Annotated in this window: 16 protein-coding genes, 1 tRNA gene and 2 rRNA genes; 7 read left to right on the top strand and 12 right to left on the bottom strand. The window is 52.6% G+C overall.

Going from position 1 to position 19,865, the window contains the following annotated elements:
* Nucleotides 1-52: 52 nt before the first annotated feature.
* Nucleotides 53-1,069: a Holliday junction branch migration DNA helicase RuvB gene (gene ruvB, locus FDZ78_RS08335; RefSeq protein WP_107033180.1), complete on the bottom strand. Its 1,017-nt coding sequence runs from the start codon at nucleotides 1,067-1,069 to the stop codon at nucleotides 53-55.
* A 126-nt stretch (nucleotides 1,070-1,195) separates the two neighbouring features.
* Between ruvB and FDZ78_RS08330 the strand changes: the two genes are divergently transcribed.
* Entirely contained in the window at nucleotides 1,196-2,182 is a 987-nt protein-coding gene (locus FDZ78_RS08330; protein WP_107033179.1) for an ROK family protein, read from the top strand.
* A 101-nt stretch (nucleotides 2,183-2,283) separates the two neighbouring features.
* On the opposite strand, the gene FDZ78_RS08325 is transcribed toward FDZ78_RS08330, so the two are convergent.
* Genes FDZ78_RS08325 through FDZ78_RS08315 form a run of 3 tightly spaced genes read right to left on the bottom strand, consistent with a single transcriptional unit; the run spans nucleotide 2,284 to nucleotide 3,976 of the window.
* Nucleotides 2,284-2,877 carry a DUF5024 domain-containing protein gene (locus tag FDZ78_RS08325; RefSeq protein ID WP_123398827.1) on the bottom strand — a complete coding sequence of 198 codons (594 nt, stop codon included), beginning with the start codon at nucleotides 2,875-2,877 and terminating at the stop codon, nucleotides 2,284-2,286.
* Between the two features lie 59 nt (nucleotides 2,878-2,936).
* Entirely contained in the window at nucleotides 2,937-3,473 is a 537-nt protein-coding gene (locus FDZ78_RS08320; RefSeq protein WP_107033177.1) for a hypothetical protein, read from the bottom strand.
* Nucleotides 3,470-3,976, bottom strand: a complete 507-nt coding sequence (locus FDZ78_RS08315; RefSeq protein WP_107033176.1) for an RNA polymerase sigma factor — start codon at nucleotides 3,974-3,976, stop codon at nucleotides 3,470-3,472. The genes FDZ78_RS08320 and FDZ78_RS08315 overlap by 4 nt, the downstream gene beginning before the upstream one ends.
* A gap of 168 nt (nucleotides 3,977-4,144) precedes the next feature.
* Here FDZ78_RS08315 and FDZ78_RS08310 point away from each other — a divergent pair, with 168 nt between their 5' ends.
* From FDZ78_RS08310 to smpB, 6 genes are all read left to right on the top strand, one after another.
* Nucleotides 4,145-5,455 carry a hypothetical protein gene (locus tag FDZ78_RS08310; RefSeq protein ID WP_124075926.1) on the top strand — a complete coding sequence of 437 codons (1,311 nt, stop codon included), beginning with the start codon at nucleotides 4,145-4,147 and terminating at the stop codon, nucleotides 5,453-5,455.
* A gap of 486 nt (nucleotides 5,456-5,941) precedes the next feature.
* The gene (locus FDZ78_RS08305) at nucleotides 5,942-8,107 is read left to right on the top strand and encodes a hypothetical protein (protein WP_124075927.1); all 2,166 of its coding nucleotides are present in this window, start codon (nucleotides 5,942-5,944) and stop codon (nucleotides 8,105-8,107) included.
* Nucleotides 8,104-8,403 carry a hypothetical protein gene (locus FDZ78_RS08300; RefSeq protein ID WP_107033173.1) on the top strand — a complete coding sequence of 100 codons (300 nt, stop codon included), beginning with the start codon at nucleotides 8,104-8,106 and terminating at the stop codon, nucleotides 8,401-8,403. The genes FDZ78_RS08305 and FDZ78_RS08300 overlap by 4 nt, the downstream gene beginning before the upstream one ends.
* A 10-nt stretch (nucleotides 8,404-8,413) precedes the next feature.
* Entirely contained in the window at nucleotides 8,414-9,100 is a 687-nt protein-coding gene (locus FDZ78_RS08295; protein ID WP_107033172.1) for a hypothetical protein, read from the top strand.
* Nucleotides 9,101-10,041: 941 nt separating this feature from the next.
* Nucleotides 10,042-10,587, top strand: coding sequence for a hypothetical protein (locus FDZ78_RS08290; RefSeq protein ID WP_124075928.1), 546 nt, complete (start codon nucleotides 10,042-10,044; stop codon nucleotides 10,585-10,587).
* A 6-nt stretch (nucleotides 10,588-10,593) separates the two neighbouring features.
* Nucleotides 10,594-11,046 carry an SsrA-binding protein SmpB gene (gene smpB, locus FDZ78_RS08285; RefSeq protein ID WP_107033170.1) on the top strand — a complete coding sequence of 151 codons (453 nt, stop codon included), beginning with the start codon at nucleotides 10,594-10,596 and terminating at the stop codon, nucleotides 11,044-11,046.
* A 70-nt stretch (nucleotides 11,047-11,116) separates the two neighbouring features.
* On the opposite strand, the gene FDZ78_RS08280 is transcribed toward smpB, so the two are convergent.
* The 8 genes from FDZ78_RS08280 to FDZ78_RS08245 all read right to left on the bottom strand — a co-directional run bounded on the left by FDZ78_RS08280 (nucleotide 11,117) and on the right by FDZ78_RS08245 (nucleotide 19,815).
* Nucleotides 11,117-11,677, bottom strand: a complete 561-nt coding sequence (locus FDZ78_RS08280; protein WP_133166560.1) for a hypothetical protein — start codon at nucleotides 11,675-11,677, stop codon at nucleotides 11,117-11,119.
* A complete protein-coding gene (locus FDZ78_RS08275) occupies nucleotides 11,674-12,651 on the bottom strand; it encodes an endonuclease (RefSeq protein ID WP_136408398.1) in 978 nt (325 codons plus the stop codon). The genes FDZ78_RS08280 and FDZ78_RS08275 overlap by 4 nt, the downstream gene beginning before the upstream one ends.
* A gap of 80 nt (nucleotides 12,652-12,731) precedes the next feature.
* The gene (gene lpxA, locus FDZ78_RS08270) at nucleotides 12,732-13,508 is read right to left on the bottom strand and encodes an acyl-ACP--UDP-N-acetylglucosamine O-acyltransferase (protein WP_107033167.1); all 777 of its coding nucleotides are present in this window, start codon (nucleotides 13,506-13,508) and stop codon (nucleotides 12,732-12,734) included.
* Between the two features lie 44 nt (nucleotides 13,509-13,552).
* Nucleotides 13,553-14,935, bottom strand: coding sequence for a bifunctional UDP-3-O-[3-hydroxymyristoyl] N-acetylglucosamine deacetylase/3-hydroxyacyl-ACP dehydratase (locus tag FDZ78_RS08265; RefSeq protein ID WP_107033166.1), 1,383 nt, complete (start codon nucleotides 14,933-14,935; stop codon nucleotides 13,553-13,555).
* Between the two features lie 8 nt (nucleotides 14,936-14,943).
* Nucleotides 14,944-15,975 carry a UDP-3-O-(3-hydroxymyristoyl)glucosamine N-acyltransferase gene (gene lpxD / locus FDZ78_RS08260; RefSeq protein WP_107033165.1) on the bottom strand — a complete coding sequence of 344 codons (1,032 nt, stop codon included), beginning with the start codon at nucleotides 15,973-15,975 and terminating at the stop codon, nucleotides 14,944-14,946.
* A gap of 396 nt (nucleotides 15,976-16,371) precedes the next feature.
* Nucleotides 16,372-16,480: ribosomal RNA gene (rrf, locus tag FDZ78_RS08255) — 5S ribosomal RNA — on the bottom strand.
* 163 nt (nucleotides 16,481-16,643) lie between these two features.
* Nucleotides 16,644-19,553, bottom strand: a 23S ribosomal RNA gene (locus FDZ78_RS08250).
* A 188-nt stretch (nucleotides 19,554-19,741) separates the two neighbouring features.
* Nucleotides 19,742-19,815 (bottom strand) — tRNA-Ile (locus FDZ78_RS08245).
* Nucleotides 19,816-19,865 lie beyond the last annotated feature (50 nt).

Raw genomic sequence — 19,865 nt, 5'->3', positions numbered from 1 at the left:
AACAATTTTTTAGAGGCTGCTAAAAAACAACCTCTTATATTCCAGGAGGGGATCAGAACAGCGTCCCCATAGCCGAGGGCGGGTTGAGATGCAGGTGGGCATAGGCCAGCGATGTCACTTCGCGTCCGCGCGGAGTGCGCCGCAGGAAGCCCTCCATTATCAGGAAAGGTTCGTAGACCTCCTCAATGGTGTCCTGCTCCTCGCCGATAGCCGTCGCGATGGTCGAAAGGCCCACCGGACCGCCTTCAAACTTGTGGATCATGGTCAGCAGGAGCTTGTGGTCCATCTCATCGAGTCCGTAGCGGTCAATATTTAGCGCTTCGAGAGCGAAACGGGCAATCTCCGGATCTATCTCGCCGCTGCCTTTGACCTGGGCGAAGTCACGCACACGCCGCAGGAGCGCATTGGCTATTCGCGGAGTGCCGCGGCTGCGCATGGCTATCTCATGGGCCGCCTCGGCACTGCATCTGACTCCGAGGAGTGCGGCCGAGCGGAGTATGATGCGTTCGAGCACCTCATGACTGTAATATTCCAGATGGCAGTTTATGCCGAAACGCGCGCGCATCGGCGCTGTCAGCATACCCGACCGGGTGGTGGCGCCAACGAGGGTGAAGGGAGAGAGCGAAAGCTGTACCGAGCGGGCGCCCGGGCCTTTGTCAATCATTATGTCGATGCGGTAATCTTCCATAGCCGAGTAGAGATACTCCTCCACCACACGGCTCAGCCGGTGGATCTCGTCGATGAAAAGCACATCGTTCTCCTCAAGCGAGGTCAGTATTCCCGCCAGATCGCCCGGCTTGTCAAGCACCGGCCCGGAAGTCACCTTGAAGTTGACTCCAAGCTCATTGGCAATGATGCCGGCGAGCGTTGTTTTTCCAAGACCAGGAGGGCCGAAGAGCAGAAGATGGTCAAGCGCCTCTCCCCGCATCCGCGCGGCCTGCACGAACACCTTGAGGTTTTCAACCACTTTTTCCTGACCGTTGAAGCCGTCGAAATATGACGGACGCAAGGCTCTTTCATACTCCTTGTCGGCGCTGCCGCGGTCATGTATGTCGAATTCATTTTCCATCAGATGACAAAATTAGCAAATTTCCATGAATTTTGTTCCAAACATCCGCCATTTGTCTTATCTTTGTGCTTCAATCAATTTATAAATATAAATCTTTAATCCTTTAATCCCCCACATTATATCACAATGAGCAAACCTTACGTAGTGGGTATCGACATAGGCGGTACCAATACAGTTTTCGGCATCGTCGACGCACGTGGCGTAGTTATCGCCAGTTCCTCCATCAAGACGCTGAAACATTCCGATGTCAACGCATATCTTGACGAGCTTTACAATGAAGTGACCCGGCTGCTTGTGGCCAATGACGCTGTTGACAAAGTCCACGGCATAGGCATAGGCGCACCCAACGCCAACTACTACACCGGCATGATCGAAAAACTCGTCAATATCCCCTGGCCCACTCCCCTGCCCCTGGCCCAGATGGTCAGCGACAAGTTCGGCATACCCGTGGCCATCACCAACGATGCCAACGCCGCTGCAATCGGCGAGATGACCTACGGCGCAGCCCGCGGTCTGAAGGATTTCATCATGATCACCCTCGGCACCGGCGTAGGCAGCGGCATAGTTATCAACGGTCAGCTCGTCTACGGTCATGACGGTTTTGCCGGCGAACTCGGCCACACCATCATGAAGCGCAACAACGGCCGTCTCTGCGGCTGCGGCCGCACCGGCTGCCTCGAAGCCTACTGCTCGGCTTCAGGCGTAGCCCGCACCGCCCGCGAGTTCCTTGAAATCCGCACCGAGCCCTCGGCCCTGCGCACAATTCCTATCGAAGCCATCACTTCAAAAGATGTCTATGACGCAGCCGTGGCCGGCGACAAGCTTGCCAACGAGATCTTCGAATATACCGGCAACATTCTCGGCGAGGCTTTTGCCGAATTCACCGTATTCTCATCGCCGCAGGCCATAATCCTCTTCGGAGGTCTGGCAAAATCCGGCGAGCTCCTGCTGCGTCCGCTGCGCGAGTCAATGGAGAAAAACATGTATCCGGCATTCAAAGGCAAGGTGCAGATTCTTCTTTCAGAGCTCAAAGACGCCGACGCCGCCGTGCTTGGCGCAAGCGCCCTCGGCTGGGAAGCCAAGGCCCAGGTTCCGGCAGTGCCCCAGGCATGACACACGCATGTCACCTGACATGACGGCCCGGAAATAATCAAAGGACACGACCACGGCTGAAAATCCGTTTTCGTGTCCTTTGACTTTCGCTATATCTAATCTCAAATACTTGAATTCACAGGGTCCTGCATGTCTGTGGTCACAATGATTACCGCATGACATTCGTCTGCGTCAACCACCAGGCTATCCTCCGGCTCATCGGTCCGGAAAGTCATCTGGCGGACAAAGTTCCCAGGAGCCGGCATAGAATCAAACCAGATAGTGTCAGTGATCTCACTGTCAGAGCGGTCTTTTGACGATGAAGAGCGCCGGGCCTTGTCGACCGACAGCACCCATCCGCCGCGATGCTGCCTGATGAGCACATATTTTATAGCCATATGCTTGCTGTCTTCGAAAGAGATTGAATAGACCTCGGCTCCGCTTGTGGTCTTCATCTGAAAGGCCACAGCCTTTGACCGCTCCTTCTTCATGGCGTCCCTGATCTTGGCGGCCATCTTGTCATCATCGAAGTTAAACATCCGGCTTGAGCGGATGACCGCGCGGGTCGACGGATCACGTTTCTCCGAGAAAATCTCGTTTGTCACAGATTTTGATTTCTGAAGCGTGGCTATCGCCGCATCAATCGAGCTCTGGGCCATAGCTCCCAGCGCCGGGAACATCACTATGACCATTAAAATATATCTTAGAAATTTCATATCCGATAGAGTTTCAGGTATGGTGTAACTTATGATCCCCTCTTCAGGAATTGCAGTAATCAATAGCTAAGAGAAGCCTTGACCACCTCGGCCACATCAGGGTCCGACATGTCAAAATCTTCCATCAGCGCTCTGTCAAAAGCATCTTCCGCCTCTTCAAGCGATCGGTCGAGCTGGCTCAGACGCTCGCTGACGAGCTGGTCGTTGCGACGGATTTCAGGGACGACAACACGAAGGTCCGTGATCTTCTTGCCATCGCGGATGATGTAACTGCCCTCATAGGCCATGTATTCTTCAGGCAGATCTGCGGTCTGCATTCTGAACACAAAGCCGAGCCCCAGCAACAGGGCCACGGTGGCGGCCACTCCTGTCCACTGCCAGCGGCGCAGTCTCGGCAGCCTTATGGGTTCAGGTGCTGCGGGAGCCTGACTGAGAGAGCCATACCAGGCAAACATCTCCCGGTAACTCTCCAGTTCAGCCGGAATATGGCCGTGACTGAAATAGTCATACAGCGCCCTCTCTTCCGCAGAGGTGGTCTCTCCGGCAAGAAAACGCTCCACATAGCGGCTGACATTATTCTGATCTATTTCTTTCATGACTGTCTTTGCATAAAAATATCTCTGATATTCTGACGGGCTCTTGAAAGGGCTACCCGGATAGAGCCCGGCGTAGAACCGGTGAGCCGGGCAATCTCCCCGACCTCCAGGCCTTCTATATGCTTCATTCTGATGACTGCCTGCTGCACCGAAGGGAGCGATGCAATGATCTCCATCACGCCCGCCGTCTCCTCGGAGTCAATCACTGTCTCTTCGGGCGAGACTCCGTCTGAGATGTCGCCCACATGCTCCATCCCGACAGTTGAGCTGCCGTAGGAACTGCGCAGAAGGTCGAGCGTACGGTTGCGGGCTATCACAAAGGCCAGAGAGTCTATACTCCTGTACTTGTCAAGTTTATCCCGCATCATCCACAGTTTCAAAAGAGTGTCCTGAGCTACATCGTCAGCCATATCGGAGTCAGCCTCAGCCGACATGCCGACAACCATGCTGACAATGCGCTCCCTCAGCCGGGGTGCCATCCGTTCAAACTCGCTGCGGTCCATCAGTCTCTGCGGGTCCTTTCAAAGGTCCGTTTATCATATAGACGGAAAATTGGTGTCAACGTTACATCTCGGTTTGATTTTTTTCAATTTCTGCACTATTTTGCCCAACCCGGCATGAACTTTGCAATCGTGATGAATGTTATAAAAAGCAAAAATCCGTTTCAGCTTATGAATTTCATCACACGCACAGCTGCTATCATGCTTTCGGCGGCATGCGCTCTCGGCGCAATGGCTACCGCACCGGCCGATGAGCAGCACGAGGCTCTTGTCAAAGACCACAAGCCAATTTTCTTCGGCGAGGGCGAGACTCCGCAAAGCGACTCGATCCGCAATCTTGTAGAAAATTTCTACTATGACCAGTTCCGCAGTTTTCAGGACCCGCAGGCTCCTTACTTCCTGTTCATGAGCCGCGACTCACAGCTGGCTATGGGCATAGGCGGCATGGTGCGCATGAGAGGATATTTCGACTGGGGTGGTACCACCGGCACTCCCGGTTTCTCGCCTTACTTCATCCCTACGCAGCGCGACGAGCTAAACCGACAGCGTATCGGATCAAGTCCGGCCGGCACCGCCCTGTTTTTCCGTGTCATAGGCCGAAACAAGCGCCTCGGCGACTATCAGCTCTACATAGAAGCCAATTTCAACGGCTACCAGACCCGCGACTTCCATCTTAAGAAAGCTTATGCCACCATAAATGACTGGACCATCGGTTATGCCTCATCCACTTTCGGCGATGGCGCGGCCGTGCCTCCGACCATAGATGCCAGCGGCCCCACCATGAAGATGGACGGAACAAATGTGCTTGTCCGTTACATGCATCATTTCCGCAAAAGCGGCATCTATGTGGCAGCCTCCGTGGAAACTCCTGACATGACCGTGCAGGAAGACGGGACCTCAACCGCAGCCCGCAGCCAGTTTATGCCCAACATCGCGGCTATGGTGCAGTATGAATGGCTCACCGGACAACACATTCGCCTCTCAGCCATCACTCGTTTCCTACCCTACCGCGACATGATCAATTCGCGCAACCACCAGAAAGTGGGCTGGGGTCTGCAGTTCAGCACCGTGTTCCGCCCGGTGGATCCCCTCACGGTCTATGCCACAGTCAACGGCGGCCGCTCATATTCAAACTTCGGCGGCGACTTTCTCCTTGGCAAATATGACCTTGTGGCCAACCCCGAAAAACCCGGACAGCTCAACACCGTGCCAGGATGGGGCTACTTCGCCGGCCTGCAATACAACTTCACTCCTCAGGTCTTCATGTCAGCCACCTTCGGTCAGGGCCGCTACCTGCCCCATCACGGAACTGCCGCCGGCAGCGACTACAAATATGGACTCTACGGAGCCGTCAATCTGTTCTGGTATCTCACACCCCGCATCAGCTTCGGAGCCGAAGCCAACTTCGGGGAGCGCATGAACTTCGACGGCACCCACGGCTGGGGACACCGCGTAGGAGCCCTCGCCCAGTTCTCATTCTGATTCCGGCAATACAACCTGCCAACACATCAGCCCACCCCGGCTTTCAAAGATTCTCTTAAGCCATTTTTCGTAATAATTACTTGGAAGTCCTGCCGCAAAATCCTTGCAGCAGGACTTTTCTGTGATCACGAAGTTTCGTTTGACAGATTCAAATATTTACATTAATTTTGCGGTGCGCGACTGAAACTGCGCAGACATACGGAAAAGCGTTTTTGCTTTCATCCTTTAGTGAAAATTCGCCAAATTTTTAGATTCAGAGGATAAAGCAGTCAAAAACGCCCTTGCTTGTCGCATATCCACTCCCCGACAAGGGGTATCGGTATACGATATGGCGTGGGAGTGGACTGTTTATTCTGAATCAGGCGTTTGGCGATGCCTTCACTAAGATAAACCGAACATCATTCCACGTCTTTTCTATTTTTATGGACCAATCAAAAACATAGTCTCAGGTCTGCAGGGAATGAGTATGACTTGCCATCTGATCATATGAAAATTTCAAGCTCCCTCCCTCGACATTTTCTGTATCTAATTCTCCTTGTACTGACAACAGCACTCGCTGGATGCGACAAAAACACGACTGAAGAGCCGTCTGAACCAGATAAGCCCGGAGATATCACTGAAACAGACATTGATAGCGCAGACGTGCTCCCGGTGCACAATCTCGGCGAAGACTTCGCGTCCTATATCGAATCAATTGACTATAGCCCGGATTCAACCACCATATATGTCAGCCTCAAACAGAGCACACCTGCCGGCAGAATCCCGAAGGAGGCTTCAATCATCGTCATACCCGAATGCGAGATATTCCCTGACGGATTCGGCGCCACAGTGCGATCTGTAAGACTGTCGCCTACGATCATGCTCACATGCTCGTGGCCCGACTTGTCGCAGTTTGCCGAAGAGTTCAACCTTTCAACCGCCGACGGCACTCTCGAAATATCGGAAATAGAGGTCTTCGACCAAGATGGCAATCGGATCGAATTTGAAGAGTATGATCCAGACGATCAGTGTAGCAGTAGCAGAAGCAGAGCCGGCATATGCAACCTCATCACACGGCAGCATTTGGATCTTTCGGTCTCCAACGGCACAGCCTGGAACCATCTTAGGTTCCTTGGCCAGGTATATTACGGATTCAGATACATAGGTGCGACAATCCAAAAGGAGCGTGGCAGACGCACCATAATGACTTTTGACATCGAGCCTACGCTCGGCTTAAATGTTTCATCTATAGTCGAGTGCAAGGCGGAGGTTAATAAGGATATCCGCATAGGCCAACTCAGAACAAATCTCAAAGCTCTCGTGGCAGGTGTACCTGTTGTCTTTCCTGTAACCTTCTATCTATATTTCGAGGCAGCCGCCGCCGGGTCTATCACATTCGAATCGACCTTGACTCATGAGTTCAGTTCAGCCTTCACAATCAGTAATTCGTCAGGCCAATGGAGATCCTCGCGCCGTAACGGTGATGGAAACAACGGCGATGAAAGTCCTTGGGGAATTCAAAAAATCGACCTGGACGGCTCAATATCCACCGGACTCAGAGCCGGAGTGATTGTGGGGCTCTACAGTGCAACCACCGGTGTAGGGATAAATCTGATTCCGAAATATACGCTTTCGGCAAGCGCCTCGCTCTCGTCAGATGATTTATATCGCATCAATCCGATGGTCAGCAACAACATAGGGATAGAAAGCGAAATATACGTTGCTGCAAAACTATTTGGCTGCGACTTAGGGAAATACACATATTCATTCCCCAAAATAGATCTTTACGACAATAGTATCCATCTCTTCCCCGGCATTTCCGGCTTCAAAGTCGGAGAAGGCGCCACGGAGACCGAAAAAGTCGTGGAGTATGACCGCGAAAAGCACTTTTTCCTCGAAAACATACAGGCGGAAGAAGGTCTTGTCCTCCTTGACGAAAACAGCGAAGTAGTCGGCCGATATAAGCCCACATCGACCGAAGAAAATGAAAGTAAAATCCATAAAAAACAATATCTCTCTCGTCTCAAGCCCAAAAAGACATACTACGCCGCACCCTTCTATAGCATTTTCGGCAAAACCTTCATTGGCAACGAGTACCTGTTTAAAACAGATGATATAATCGAAAGCCGGACATACCGCCTGTCAATACTTAATTCCGCCGATGAACGACTCTTGCCCGACAAAAAAGAATTTATCATCAAAGCCGACGTAGGCGCTGAAGGCGATATTGAGATCACAAACATCGAAGGCATGGAAAGACAGGGCAACGACTGGTATTATTCATGGATTGACAATGTAGAGCGGACAGACGGAGAATCGACCATTACATTCAAGGAAGAGCGTGCCAGCCTGCGCATAAGTGCATATGTGTCTGACAATCCGTATTCACTATGTATAAACGAAGCCCATAACCACTCAGACGACAGCAACACCATGATCAATACATCCATCGGGTATCAGTATCATTATTACTATGTGTTTCGCCAAGCATACGAAAATCAGGCATATAGTAAATATTATTACTCCTGGACATCCAAACGAGCCGAATTCTGGCTCAGTTCCGATGGAAAGACACAAACTCCGTGCGACGGTCAAGACAATAAAGGCTCCATGAACACAGTATACACGACAATACACAATATAACAGCAAAACTCGAACGAATCGGCCAATGAAAAAGATTTTTACCAGACTGATTCTATCCGCAGCCGTGCTGCTGTCAACAGCCGGTCAGGCTATGGCCTTCACTGTAGATGGGATCAATTACACTTTGAAAAACGGTGAGGCTATGGTAACCGGCGCAACATCGCGTGACATCACTTCACTTTTAATTCCTGCTACTGTCGACTATGAAGGCAAGACATACCCGGTCAATGCAATTCGCCACACAGCCTTTAACAATTACAAATCGCTCCGCTACGTGCGCTTCGAGGACAGCGACACTTATATCAGTTGTCCGAGGAACACTTAAAACAGTCGAATTGCCTGCTACAATCACCAAAATCGGCTTTTCGGCATTCGAGAAATGCGAGACCCTTTCCGAAATCATTTCACACGCCGTGACTCCGCCCGTATGCACCAATGACAATATCTTCGATTCAAAAATATACAAGACAGCGTCTCTCTTCGTACCGGCCGGATCAAGAAAAGCATATACCGAAGCCAATGTGTGGAAAAATTTCAGCAATACCACTACCGGCGAACGCTTCACCATATCAGTCGAATATGACAACTCCCGCGGCAATGCCACCATCAACGGACAGAAGACAGACAGAAGCGAATTTGAAGAGGGCGAAGCCGCTGAAATCATAATCCGGCCGGCCGACAATTTCCGAATTGCGGAAGTAACCGTAAACGGTAGCCGCGCCGACTTTAAGCCTGAAGAGTTCAAGGCTTCAATTGCCGCCGTGGCAGAAAACATTAACATCACCGCTACATTCGAGCTCGGAATATCCGGCATCGCCCCCGTGCTCACTCCAAGCAACATAAAAGTCTATGGTAAAGATTCGGCAATATATATCGAAGGAGCTGACGATAATGAGACTGTAGAGATATACAGTTCCTATGGCATATGCATATACCGAGGAACGGAGCGCAAAATCGACTTAGGCGCAGGCGGCATATACATTGTCCGCATATTGGACAAGACATTTAAAGTCGCTGTCTGACCCTCGGAGACAACGCTGAGCCGAAATCGGAATGCATCCCTTTCGCATTTTAGCACAATCATAATCAATCGATACCCAATCGATTACTTTTGACTTTCACAATGGCTTTGTCGCAAAATATCATAAATTTGCGACAAAGCCAAATTATTATGTCATCACAAAATGGATACATTTATGTGAAACAGGTCTAAACGACGCAACCTCGTCTTTTTATCTTTTTTTGACACACCATCCGGGGCAGTAAATCGGTGTCCTCGACCGGACACCATATGCTGAGGGAATGGCAAACCCGTGACACCTGCGCGCTTTGCGCTGTGGTGTCACGGGCTATGAGTAAACCGATGTCCTGACGGACATCTCCATCCGGTTTCAGTACGCGCTACGTGCCCCGGACTGATCCGCAGGCAGTAGCGAGTCAGACAAGACAGGTTCCAGCCTGGCAGGTGATGGCAGGGGACGGCAGGGGACGGCAGGGCGGACTCCGGATGGGCTGTGGATGGCACGGGGCTGCGCGGGTGTCCGGCAGGACGGACTCCGGAGGGGCTGTGGTTAGCAGGTGTCCGGCAGGACACCGTTTTAATAGTAGCCCCCGACACCGCAGCGCAAAGCGCGCAGGTGTCGGGGGGAAAAAGATATTCAAACAAACGTGGTGTCCGGTGGAGGACACCGATTTACCGCCCCGGATGGCCCGGAATGTGCCGACATCCGAAATCCGCGGCTCAAAACATTTTCACACTCGGATAGTTTTTAACACTTCAACCGAGTTTTGCAGTCTGACCCATAACAGCCCTGCGAGACAACATCTACCACATCACAATCATATCCTCACACAACATCGGCCACATCCTCATTAATGATTTCCAATTTTAGGGGCTAAAGGAGATGATTTTTCGGCGATTCTGTGTAATTTTGTAGTCTGTCACAAAAAAACACGATTTTTTATGCGCCGCTATCTCAAATATCTGTTTCAACTGATACTCTCGCCGGGCAACGGCTGGGAGGATATTGCTATCGCTGATGACAATCCGCAGTCGATAGCCTCGCGCGGTTTCTATCCGCTGATAGCCATAGCGGCACTCAGTGTGTTCATGCAGGGGGTCTACCATCATGCCGAATTCCTCGTTCTGTTCATGAGAATGATCGTGACTTTCCTGGTCTATTTCGTGAGCTACTTTTTCGGTGTGTTCGCGCTTTCGCTTTTTGCCGAACCAACCCTCGAAAAGCGCTATGACGAGGCCCGCAGCCACACTTTCGTGCTCTACACCCTGGGCCTGGTGGCTCTGATCTCGCTGATCATAAACGTATTGCCGATCACTTCGGTGATGCTTTTCTTCCTGCCGTTCTATGTGGCTCTGATCCAGTGGAAAGGGGCAAGCTATATGGGTGTGAAGGCTGAAAAGACAGGCTTATTCATGATCATAGCCATACTCGGAGTGCTGATGCCTCCCTATATTTTTTATTTTCTTTTCTCTTTGATAATTGGTTAAACTAAGGTGATTTCAAAAGATATTAACATAAAGAACCGACGTGCCACCTTCGACTATGCCATAGGTGACACTTTCACCGCTGGCCTTGTGCTGACCGGCACAGAGATCAAGTCGATCCGACAGGGCAAAGCCTCGCTGGCCGATACTTTCTGCTATGTGGACAACGGTGAGGTGTGGGTGAAAAACATGTATATCGCCGAGTATTTCTACGGCACTTACAACAATCATGCCACCCGCCGCGACCGCAAACTGCTGCTCAACCGCAAGGAGATAGCAAAGATCGAAAAAAGCGGCAAGGAGAGCGGCTTCACAATCGTGCCCCTGCGCCTCTTCATCAACGATCGCGGACTTGCCAAGCTCGTGATCGGAATAGCCCGCGGCAAGAAGGAATATGACAAACGCCAGTCTATCAAAGAGCGCGAAGACAAGCGCACTATGGCCCGAATAATGCAGAAATAAAGCCCGCAAATGCTTTCTGTGGGGTCGGTCCTCAGACCGCGCGCGTCACAGCCATGCGCCGCAACATTGCTTAGCGGAGCCCTACAAGCATGTAGCCCTTCTGCGGACGGGCCACATCCACATGACACCAGACCGTCCCGGCGGTCTGTTTTTTCATCCTGACGGTGGCTCCTTCAAGCTTTTGACCGTCAATCGACACCCATGACTGCCGGCAGACCGAGTCACTTCCGGCTTCTCCGATAAAATACTCCACCCTGCGGCCGCTGTCGAGATCAATCACAGCGCCATGTCCGTCGGGCAGTGTCTTGAACAGCACTCCGCCACGGTCAATGCGCAGACGCATCTCACTGCCCTCGAAGCGCAGACAGCCGTCGGCGGTCTCCGCCGTAAAATCCCATCCCTGTTCTGGATCCGGTCGCCCTACAGGGCCTTCCCCACTTCCGGGCGGGTCCGGAGTATCGGTGCGCCGAACTCCGTCAGATCCTTTGTCGCAGGCTGTCAGCAAGACTATGGCCACGAGCAGGCAGCACAGGCTCCGAAAAGACGTTTCGACGCCCGGCAGTAGCCTTCGGCAGACACTACGGCCCGCCCAAAGAAGGAATACCGATTCAATTCTGCCATGCGCTTTCATCCTTCAACAATATTAATGGTCAGACGTCCGCGTTCTCCGCTTGAAGCCGAACTGTAGTCCAGGCGGTGCATCCCAAGGCCAAGCCCGGAAGCCATCACCCAGGCACCGTCTACAGAGAGTCCGTCAACAGTCCAGACTGCATCTGAGGGAATATAGGGAGAGTAGAGATCTATCCGCTCTTCGCTCAGACGGTAAGTGCCTTTGAGAGCCTTTGGCTCACCTTCTATTTCAAAATTCTCGCCCTTGTGCGCACCCCAAAGATACTCGGCAAGTTCCGGATAATCAACAAATGGATTGCGGTTGCCCTGCAGACGCTCTCCAAGTTCGTTAAGCCGTATTTCATCAGCTCCGGCAGGCCATGATCTGTGCCAGTCCACAAGCATTCCGGCCGCATAGCCGCTCAGTCCCGGCCAGGTCTCCGAGCTCATCATGAGATAGGCTTCCGGAGCCCAGAGATCGGCATGATAGAGCGTCGACATGTAGAAATAAGTTCTTGCCAGCCGTCCTCTCAGAGCCTCCGGGGGCCAATAGCACTCGAATTCCTCTCCTCCGAGCAGTCCAAGGCCGGCGCTCCAGAGGGCGTTGGAATATGACGGTGTGACCACTTCTCCCACCGGTCTGTCAGCGCGCCATTCCACCACATCGCTGCCGAGCGGCAGCAGATTGTAGAGATCTCGGCTGACGGTATCGCCATAGAGATCCGGCACCATTCTCCACCATCGGGCAGAGACGAGATTGCCCCACTGATATCCGTCGGGCAGCTTTCCGTCCAAGATCATGACCTGAGCACCGTTGAAAGGATCGTCCACACAGCCATCAAGCGACTTGAAGGTGGCAAGAGTCACCGGGCGGCAAGCGCGAGAGATGCCTCGCATAAGGGCTTCGCCCCCAAGACCGTTAAAAGGCACCCCGGCATCCGTCTGAAACGGAACCGAAGTGCCTGTGATGAGTAGTAGCGAGACAAGGAGTCTCATAGGAGGGAGAGTGTTAGATTAAAAAAGAATGTGTGCTGCTGAAGCAGACCTTCCAGTTTCAGCAGCACACCCTGATTTTCTTATACGTAACCGCGGATGATGCCACGCTTTGAGTTGCGCACGAAGAGAATGATCTCATCGCGTTCCTTGGTGGCAGGCAGTTCGGCCTCGATGCGCTCAACAGCGTCGGAGTTGTTCAGGCCCGACAGGTAGAGGTAGCGGTAGGTCTCCTGGATGTCGCGGATGGTCTCGTTGGAGAAGCCGCGACGGCGAAGACCGATTGAGTTCACACCTGCATATGCGATGGGTTCGCGGCCGGCCTTTACATAAGGAGGAATATCCTTGTTGACAAGCGCGCCGCCCTGGAGCATCACATGCGGACCGATGTGGCAGAACTGGTGGATAAGAGCGCCACCGCCGATCACTGCGAAATCATCGATCACAACCTCGCCGGCACACTGTACGGCATTCGACATGATTACGTTGTCACCGATCACACAGTCGTGGGCCACATGGCAGTAGGCCATGATCAGGCAGTTGCTGCCTACCACGGTCTTGCCCTTGGAGGCTGTGCCGCGGTGGATGGTCACACACTCACGGATAGTGGTGTTGTCACCGATAATGGCTACCGATTCCTCGCCGCGGAACTTCAGGTCCTGTGGAGGACCGGAGATAACCGCGCCGGGATAAATTGTACAATTCTTGCCGATGCGTGCGCCTTCCATGATGGTAACGTTCGAACCGATACGAGTACCTTCACCGATCTCGACATTCTGATCAATAGTGACAAACGGATCTATCACTACACTCGGATGGATCTTCGCTGCCGGATGGACATATGCCAAAGGTTGTTTCATAGTTACTTTATAGAGAGAAACTCTGTGTTTACTTAAACTTCTTGTTATTTATTCTTGATGATCTGAGCCATGAACTCGCATTCGGTGACTATCTTCTCGCCGACAAAGGCATAGCCCTTCATCATGGCGCAACCGCGACGCAGTTCGGTCATGAACGACACATGGAAGACCAGAGTGTCGCCTGGAACTACTTTCTGGCGAAACTTCACATTGTCGATCTTCATGAAGTATGTCGAATAGCGTTCGGGCTCGTCGAGACCGCTGAGCACCAGGATGCCGCCGGTCTGCGCCATAGCCTCGACCTGAAGCACTCCGGGAAGCACGGGTTCCTGCGGGAAGTGACCCTGGAAGAACGGCTCGTTGGCTGTGATGTTCTTGACACCGACAATATAGTTGGTGCCTTTCTCTATGATCTTGTCGACCAGGAGGAAGGGATAGCGGTGGGGTATGAGCTCACGGATACGATTGTTGTCCATCAGCGGTTCCTTGTCCGGATTGTAGACCGGAGCCTGCACTTCCTGGTGTTTGATCTCGCGGCGGATGCGCTTGGCGAAGGTGGTGTTGATCGAATGACCGGGACGGGTGGCAATCACACGGCCCTTCAGCGGACGGCCGATGAGCGCGAGATCTCCGATAAGGTCAAGCAGCTTGTGGCGCGCGGGTTCGTTTTCGGAAGTCAGAGGTATATTGTTGATGTAGCCGAACATGCTGACATCCTTGTGGGGCACGTTCATGAGATCGGCCAGACGGTCGAGCTCGGCCTGTTCCATCGGGCTGTCGTAGATGACAATCGCGTTGTCAAGGTCACCGCCCTTGATGAGATTGCCCTTGACAAGAGGCTCGATCTCGCGCACGAACACAAATGTGCGGCTTGCGGCGATTTCTTCAGGGAAGTTCTCTACATGCTCCAAAGATGCGAACTGGTTGTTCAGCACAACGGAGTCAAAGTCAATCTTCACGTCAACCGAAAATTCATCGTCGGGGAGCACAAGAATCGATGATCCGGTTGTGTCGTCACGGACTTCGAGCTTCGACTTGATGTAGTAGAAATCCTTGTCGGCATTCTGCTCGGCGAGGCCCACACGGGCTATCTCCTCGCAATAAAAACGCGCGCTGCCGTCGAGAATCGGGAGTTCAGGAGCATTGACCTCAATAAGCACGTTGTCCACTCCGGCGGCATAGAGCGCAGCCATCGCATGTTCGATGGTCGACACACGAGCTTCGCCTTTGGCGATAACTGTGCCGCGGTTTGTGGCAACTACATTTTCTGCAAGAGCGTCAATCACCGGCTCGCCCTCAAGATCGACGCGCTTGAACTTATAGCCGTGATTTTCAGGCGCCGGAAGGAAACGGGCTGTGATCTCAAGCCCTGTATGCAGACCTTTGCCGGTGAGTGTGAACTCACCTTTCAACGTAATCTGATTCATATATTTTTTTAGTTTTTTACTTCTTTGATTTGCTTTTCAAGCTCTTTGACACGCTCGTAAAGCGAACCGAGCTTCTTGACATACACAAGACTGCGGGCATATTCACCCATCTCTACGGCCGGAGCGCCCATGATGCGGTCGCCGGGCTTGGTGGCACGGTTGACACCGCTCTGCGCACCTATCTGCGTTCCGTCGGCAATCGAGATGTGGCCCACCAGCCCCACCTGGCCGCCGATCATGCACTGCGCGCCGACTTTCGCCGAACCTGCTATGCCCACCTGAGCCGCCATGACAGTATGAGGACCTACCGCGCAATTGTGAGCGATCTGGATAAGATTGTCGAGCTTGACACCGCGTCCGATCCGGGTTGCTCCCATCATCGCACGGTCTATCGTAGTATTGGCGCCGATCTCCACGTCATCCTCGATCTCCACATTACCTGTCTGGGGAATCTTTTCATATCCGCCTTCCACAGGGGCGAAGCCGAAACCGTCAGCACCGATCACCGCACCGGCATGGATTATACAGTTCTTGCCTATCCGGCAGCCGTGATAGACCTTGGCTCCGGCATAAAGCACAGAGCCGTCGCCGATCTCACAGCCGTCGCCGACATAAGCCTGCGGATATATCTTGACCCCGGCTCCGAGCTTGACTCCACTGCCTATGTAAGCAAAAGCACCGACATAAGCGTCAGCCGGCACTTCGACACCCTCGGCAATGAACACCGGAGACTCGACACCGACCTTCTCCACCTTTGACATCTCTGTCACCATCTCAAGCAGACGGGCCACAGTGGCATAAGGATCTTCAACACGTATGAGGGTAGCCTTCACCGGATGCTCTGCCACGAAGTCTTTCCTGACAAGCACAACCGATGAATCAGTAGAATAAACGAAATGAGTATATTTGGGATTTGCCAGAAAAGAGAGCGCACCGGGATGCCCCTCTTCAATTCTTGCAAAAGTGCTCACTTTCACATTTTCATCACCGTCGACAGTTCCGTTGACCAGCGTGGCAAGTTGTGACGCAGTAAGTTCCATCCGTATAGATTGTGTATAGTTACTTTGCTTTAATGTATTGGAAAAGAATGGACACACTAAGCCATTCTCATGCAAAAGTACAACAAATTTGTGTAACAGCAAACAAAAACCCGCTATACTTCACTACTATAGCCTCTCCAGAGCCTCCGGAATATGTCCGGACCACCAAAAAGCCCACAAAAACCGAAATCTCAGACACCCGCAGACTGCGCGAAAAGCGCGTGGCAGATTGCCGATGTGGCAGCCTGGGGCCGTGGCGGTGACGGGAGGGTCTGATTGCTGACGGTGACGGCTGACAGTGATTGCGGATGGCGATTGCGGAAGAGTGGTTTCGGGGGTATATAAAAAAAGCGGGCCGGAAGCTGTCGCTGTGACAGGATCCGGTCCGCGGTTTAGAGGGGGCGGTTATCTACTTTCCCACTTTCGTAGTATCATCGACGTGGTGAGGTTTAACTTCTCTGTTCGGAATGGGAAGAGGTGGAGCCCTCACGCTATGGCCACCTTAGTATCGCTAAAAAAGAGGTGACTGGAAGCGAAGCTGATGTTCTTCAGCTATCTCGCGAGTTTGTATTTCAGACGCTCTGAACTGAACCAGAGGCTTTGTTATCGTTTGCCGTTGCTTTGATGTTCTGCCGGCTGAAATTGTTTTTGTTTGTTTGGGATTGCTCCCAAGAAAGGGTTTGGGCGATTAGTATCGCTCGGCTGTGTACGTTACCGCACCTGCACCTGCGACCTATCTACGTCTTCGTCTTAAACGGCCCTTATGTGGAGATCTTATCTTGAGGGGGGCTTCGTGCTTAGATGCTTTCAGCACTTATCCTTACCCGACGCGGCTACCCGGCGGTGCTCCTGGCGGAACAACCGGTAAACCGGAGGTCGGTCCAACACGGTCCTCTCGTACTAGTGTCGGGGCCTCGCAAATCTCCTGCGCCCACAACAGATAGAGACCGAACTGTCTCACGACGTTCTGAACCCAGCTCGCGTGCCACTTTAATAGGCGAACAGCCTAACCCTTGGGACCTTCTCCAGCCCCGGGATGTGACGAGCCGACATCGAGGTGCCAAACCACTCCGTCGATATGAGCTCTTGGGAGGGATCAGCCTGTTATCCCCGGAGTACCTTTTATCCTTTGAGCGATGGCCCTTCCATGCGGAACCACCGGATCACTATGCTCTAGTTTCCTACCTGTTCGACTTGTCTGTCTCTCAGTCAAGCGCGCTTGTGCCATTACACTCTGCGGCCGGTTACCAATCGGCCTGAGCGCACCTTTAGAAGCCTCCGTTACGCTTTTGGAGGCGACCACCCCAGTCAAACTACCCACCAAGCAGTGTCCGCGCCGATGCGCGTTAGAAACCAGATGTGCAAAGGTCAGTATTTCAACGTCGACTCCACGATGACTGGCGTCACCGATTCTCTGTCTCCTGACTATCCTACACATCGCACACCCGGTCACAGTGCTAAGCTGCAGTAAAGGTTCACGGGGTCTTTTCGTCCCGTTGCGGGTAATCGGCATCTTCACCGATACTACAATTTCACCGAGCTCACGGTTGAGACAGTGTCCGGATCATTACACCATTCGTGCAGGTCGGAACTTACCCGACAAGGAATTTCGCTACCTTAGGACCGTTATAGTTACGGCCGCCGTTTACCGGGGCTTCAATTCAATGCTTCTCTTGCGATGACATCTCCTCTTAACCTTCCGGCACCGGGCAGGTGTCAGGCTGTATTCTTCATCTTTCAATTTTGCACAGCCCTGTGTTTTTGTTAAACAGTTGCCTGGACCTATTCTCTGCGCCCCTCCCGTGAAGGAGGGGACCCCTTATCCCGAAGTTACGGGGTCAATTTGCCTAGTTCCTTAACCGTGAATCTCTCGAGCGCCTTGGTATGTTCTACCCGACCACCTGTGTCGGTTTGGGGTACGGGTCCCTTCAGGATTAAGTTTAGCGGATTTTCTTGGGAGCCTGGTTACCTCCGCTGTCGGATTGCCACGGGGGCTCTCCGTACTGTCTCGTTTCAGCATCTGAGGCGGATTTGCCTGCCTCAGATATACCTACGCGGTTTAACGTGCTATTCCGTCAGCACGCGGGAGTGTCACTTCTCCGTCTCCACGTCACTCCTGAAGGGAGTAACGGAATGTTGACCGTTTCTTCCATCGGCTGCGCCTTGCGGCTGTGCCTTAGGTCCCGACTGACTCTGATCCGATTAGCGTTGATCAGAAACCCTTGGTCTTGCGGCGAGGGGGTTTCTCGCCCCCTTTGTCGTTACTTATACCTACATTTGCTTTTCCGGGACCTCCAGCCAGGCTCGCGCCTGACCTTCTGCGGCTACCGGAATGCTCCCCTACCAATCAACGGATGAACCGTCAATTCCACGTCTTCGGCACCGGACTTATGCCCGATTATTATCCATGCGGGATCACTCGACTAGTGAGCTGTTACGCACTCTTTAAATGAATGGCTGCTTCCAAGCCAACATCCTAGCTGTCCTTGCAATCCCACCTCGTTATTGTCTTCAACTTAGCCCGGATTTGGGGGCCTTAGACGGTGGTCTGAGTTGTTCCTCTCTCGGACGCGGACCTTAGCACCCGCGCCCTCACTCCCGGGGATCGTGCCGTGGCATTCGGAGTTTGTCAGGACTTGATAGGCGGTGAAGCCCTCGCATCCTATCAGTCGCTCTACCTCCACGGTACTGCGCCCGAGGCTGCACCTAAATGCATTTCGGGGAGTACGAGCTATCTCCAAGTTTGATTGGCCTTTCACTCCTACCCTCAGGTCATCCGAAAGCTTTTCAACGCTTACCGGTTCGGTCCTCCAGTGGGTGTTACCCCACCTTCAACCTGCCCAAGGGTAGATCACTTGGTTTCGCGTCTACCGCCGCTGACTATATCGCGCCATATTCTGACTCGCTTTCGCTTCGGCTCCGTCCATCCGTGGACTTAGCCTCGCCAACGACGGTAACTCGTAGGTTCATTATGCAAAAGGCACGCCGTCACTGCACTGAGCAGCTCCGACCGCTTGTAGGCACATGATTTCAGGGTCTGTTTCACTCCTCTGTTCGAGGTTCTTTTCACCTTTCCCTCACGGTACTGGTTCGCTATCGGTCTCTCGGTAGTATTTAGCCTTACGGGATGGTCCCCGCGGATTCGGCCAGGATTTCTCGTGTCCCGGCTTACTCAGGTGCCGTCTCTGTCAGTCGTCTGTTTTCGCCTACGGGGCTGTCACCCGCTGCGGCGCCCCTTTCCAGAGGCTTCGGCTAACTTCAAACTGTCCATTTGCTGACGGTCCTACAACCCCGGTCAGTGCCTGAACACCGCCGGTTTGGGCTCTTGCGCGTTCGCTCGCCACTACTGGCGCAATCATTGGGTTATTTTCTTTTCCTTTGGGTACTGAGATGTTTCAGTTCCCCAAGTTCGCCTCTTCCATTCGGAAGATACTGCCTGTTCGGGCAGTGGGTTGCCCCATTCGGAAATCTGCGGATCAAGGGATATTTGCTCCTTCCCGCAGCTTATCGCAGCTTATCACGTCCTTCATCGCCTCCGAGAGCCCAGGCATCCTTCATGTGCCCTTCTCTCCTTTCTTTATGACCTTAGTTTTCAATCGGTTCGAACATCACGCGGCTCGCTCTCTGAAATTGTTCAGTCTTTTGTCTGATTTCAGAAACGCGAAGTTTGTTTACCTCGTGTTTCGCTTGATTTGATTTACTCGTTGTGTTTGCTTGAAGATTGTATCTTCTTCGCTTCCAATATGTCAATGTCCTCTTTTTTGAGTAGTCCCTGGCAGAGTTGAACTGCCGACCTCTACATTATCAGTGTAGCGCTCTAACCAACTGAGCTAAGGGACTGTGCTTAATCCCTTAAGGAAGGACTGCTGGGAATCCGCTTGTGTGGGGAT

The sequence above is a fragment of the Duncaniella sp. B8 genome (assembly GCF_005304985.1).
GTDB classification, from domain to species: Bacteria; Bacteroidota; Bacteroidia; order Bacteroidales; family Muribaculaceae; genus Duncaniella; species Duncaniella muris.
This window is presented reverse-complemented; position numbering and strand designations above follow the sequence as displayed.

Coding starts and splice junctions, on each gene's coding strand:
- FDZ78_RS08320 (WP_107033177.1), bottom strand. CDS start 3,473: ATGAAAGAAATAGATCAGAATAATGTCAGCCGCTATGTGGAGCGTTTT.
- FDZ78_RS08315 (WP_107033176.1), bottom strand. CDS start 3,976: ATGGACCGCAGCGAGTTTGAACGGATGGCACCCCGGCTGAGGGAGCGC.
- FDZ78_RS08300 (WP_107033173.1), top strand. CDS start 8,104: ATGAAAAAGATTTTTACCAGACTGATTCTATCCGCAGCCGTGCTGCTG.
- ruvB (WP_107033180.1), bottom strand. CDS start 1,069: ATGGAAAATGAATTCGACATACATGACCGCGGCAGCGCCGACAAGGAG.
- lpxD (WP_107033165.1), bottom strand. CDS start 15,975: ATGGAACTTACTGCGTCACAACTTGCCACGCTGGTCAACGGAACTGTC.
- FDZ78_RS08325 (WP_123398827.1), bottom strand. CDS start 2,877: ATGAAATTTCTAAGATATATTTTAATGGTCATAGTGATGTTCCCGGCG.
- FDZ78_RS08305 (WP_124075927.1), top strand. CDS start 5,942: ATGAAAATTTCAAGCTCCCTCCCTCGACATTTTCTGTATCTAATTCTC.
- FDZ78_RS08310 (WP_124075926.1), top strand. CDS start 4,145: ATGAATTTCATCACACGCACAGCTGCTATCATGCTTTCGGCGGCATGC.
- FDZ78_RS08330 (WP_107033179.1), top strand. CDS start 1,196: ATGAGCAAACCTTACGTAGTGGGTATCGACATAGGCGGTACCAATACA.
- FDZ78_RS08265 (WP_107033166.1), bottom strand. CDS start 14,935: ATGAATCAGATTACGTTGAAAGGTGAGTTCACACTCACCGGCAAAGGT.
- FDZ78_RS08280 (WP_133166560.1), bottom strand. CDS start 11,677: ATGAAAGCGCATGGCAGAATTGAATCGGTATTCCTTCTTTGGGCGGGC.
- FDZ78_RS08290 (WP_124075928.1), top strand. CDS start 10,042: ATGCGCCGCTATCTCAAATATCTGTTTCAACTGATACTCTCGCCGGGC.
- lpxA (WP_107033167.1), bottom strand. CDS start 13,508: ATGAAACAACCTTTGGCATATGTCCATCCGGCAGCGAAGATCCATCCG.
- FDZ78_RS08275 (WP_136408398.1), bottom strand. CDS start 12,651: ATGAGACTCCTTGTCTCGCTACTACTCATCACAGGCACTTCGGTTCCG.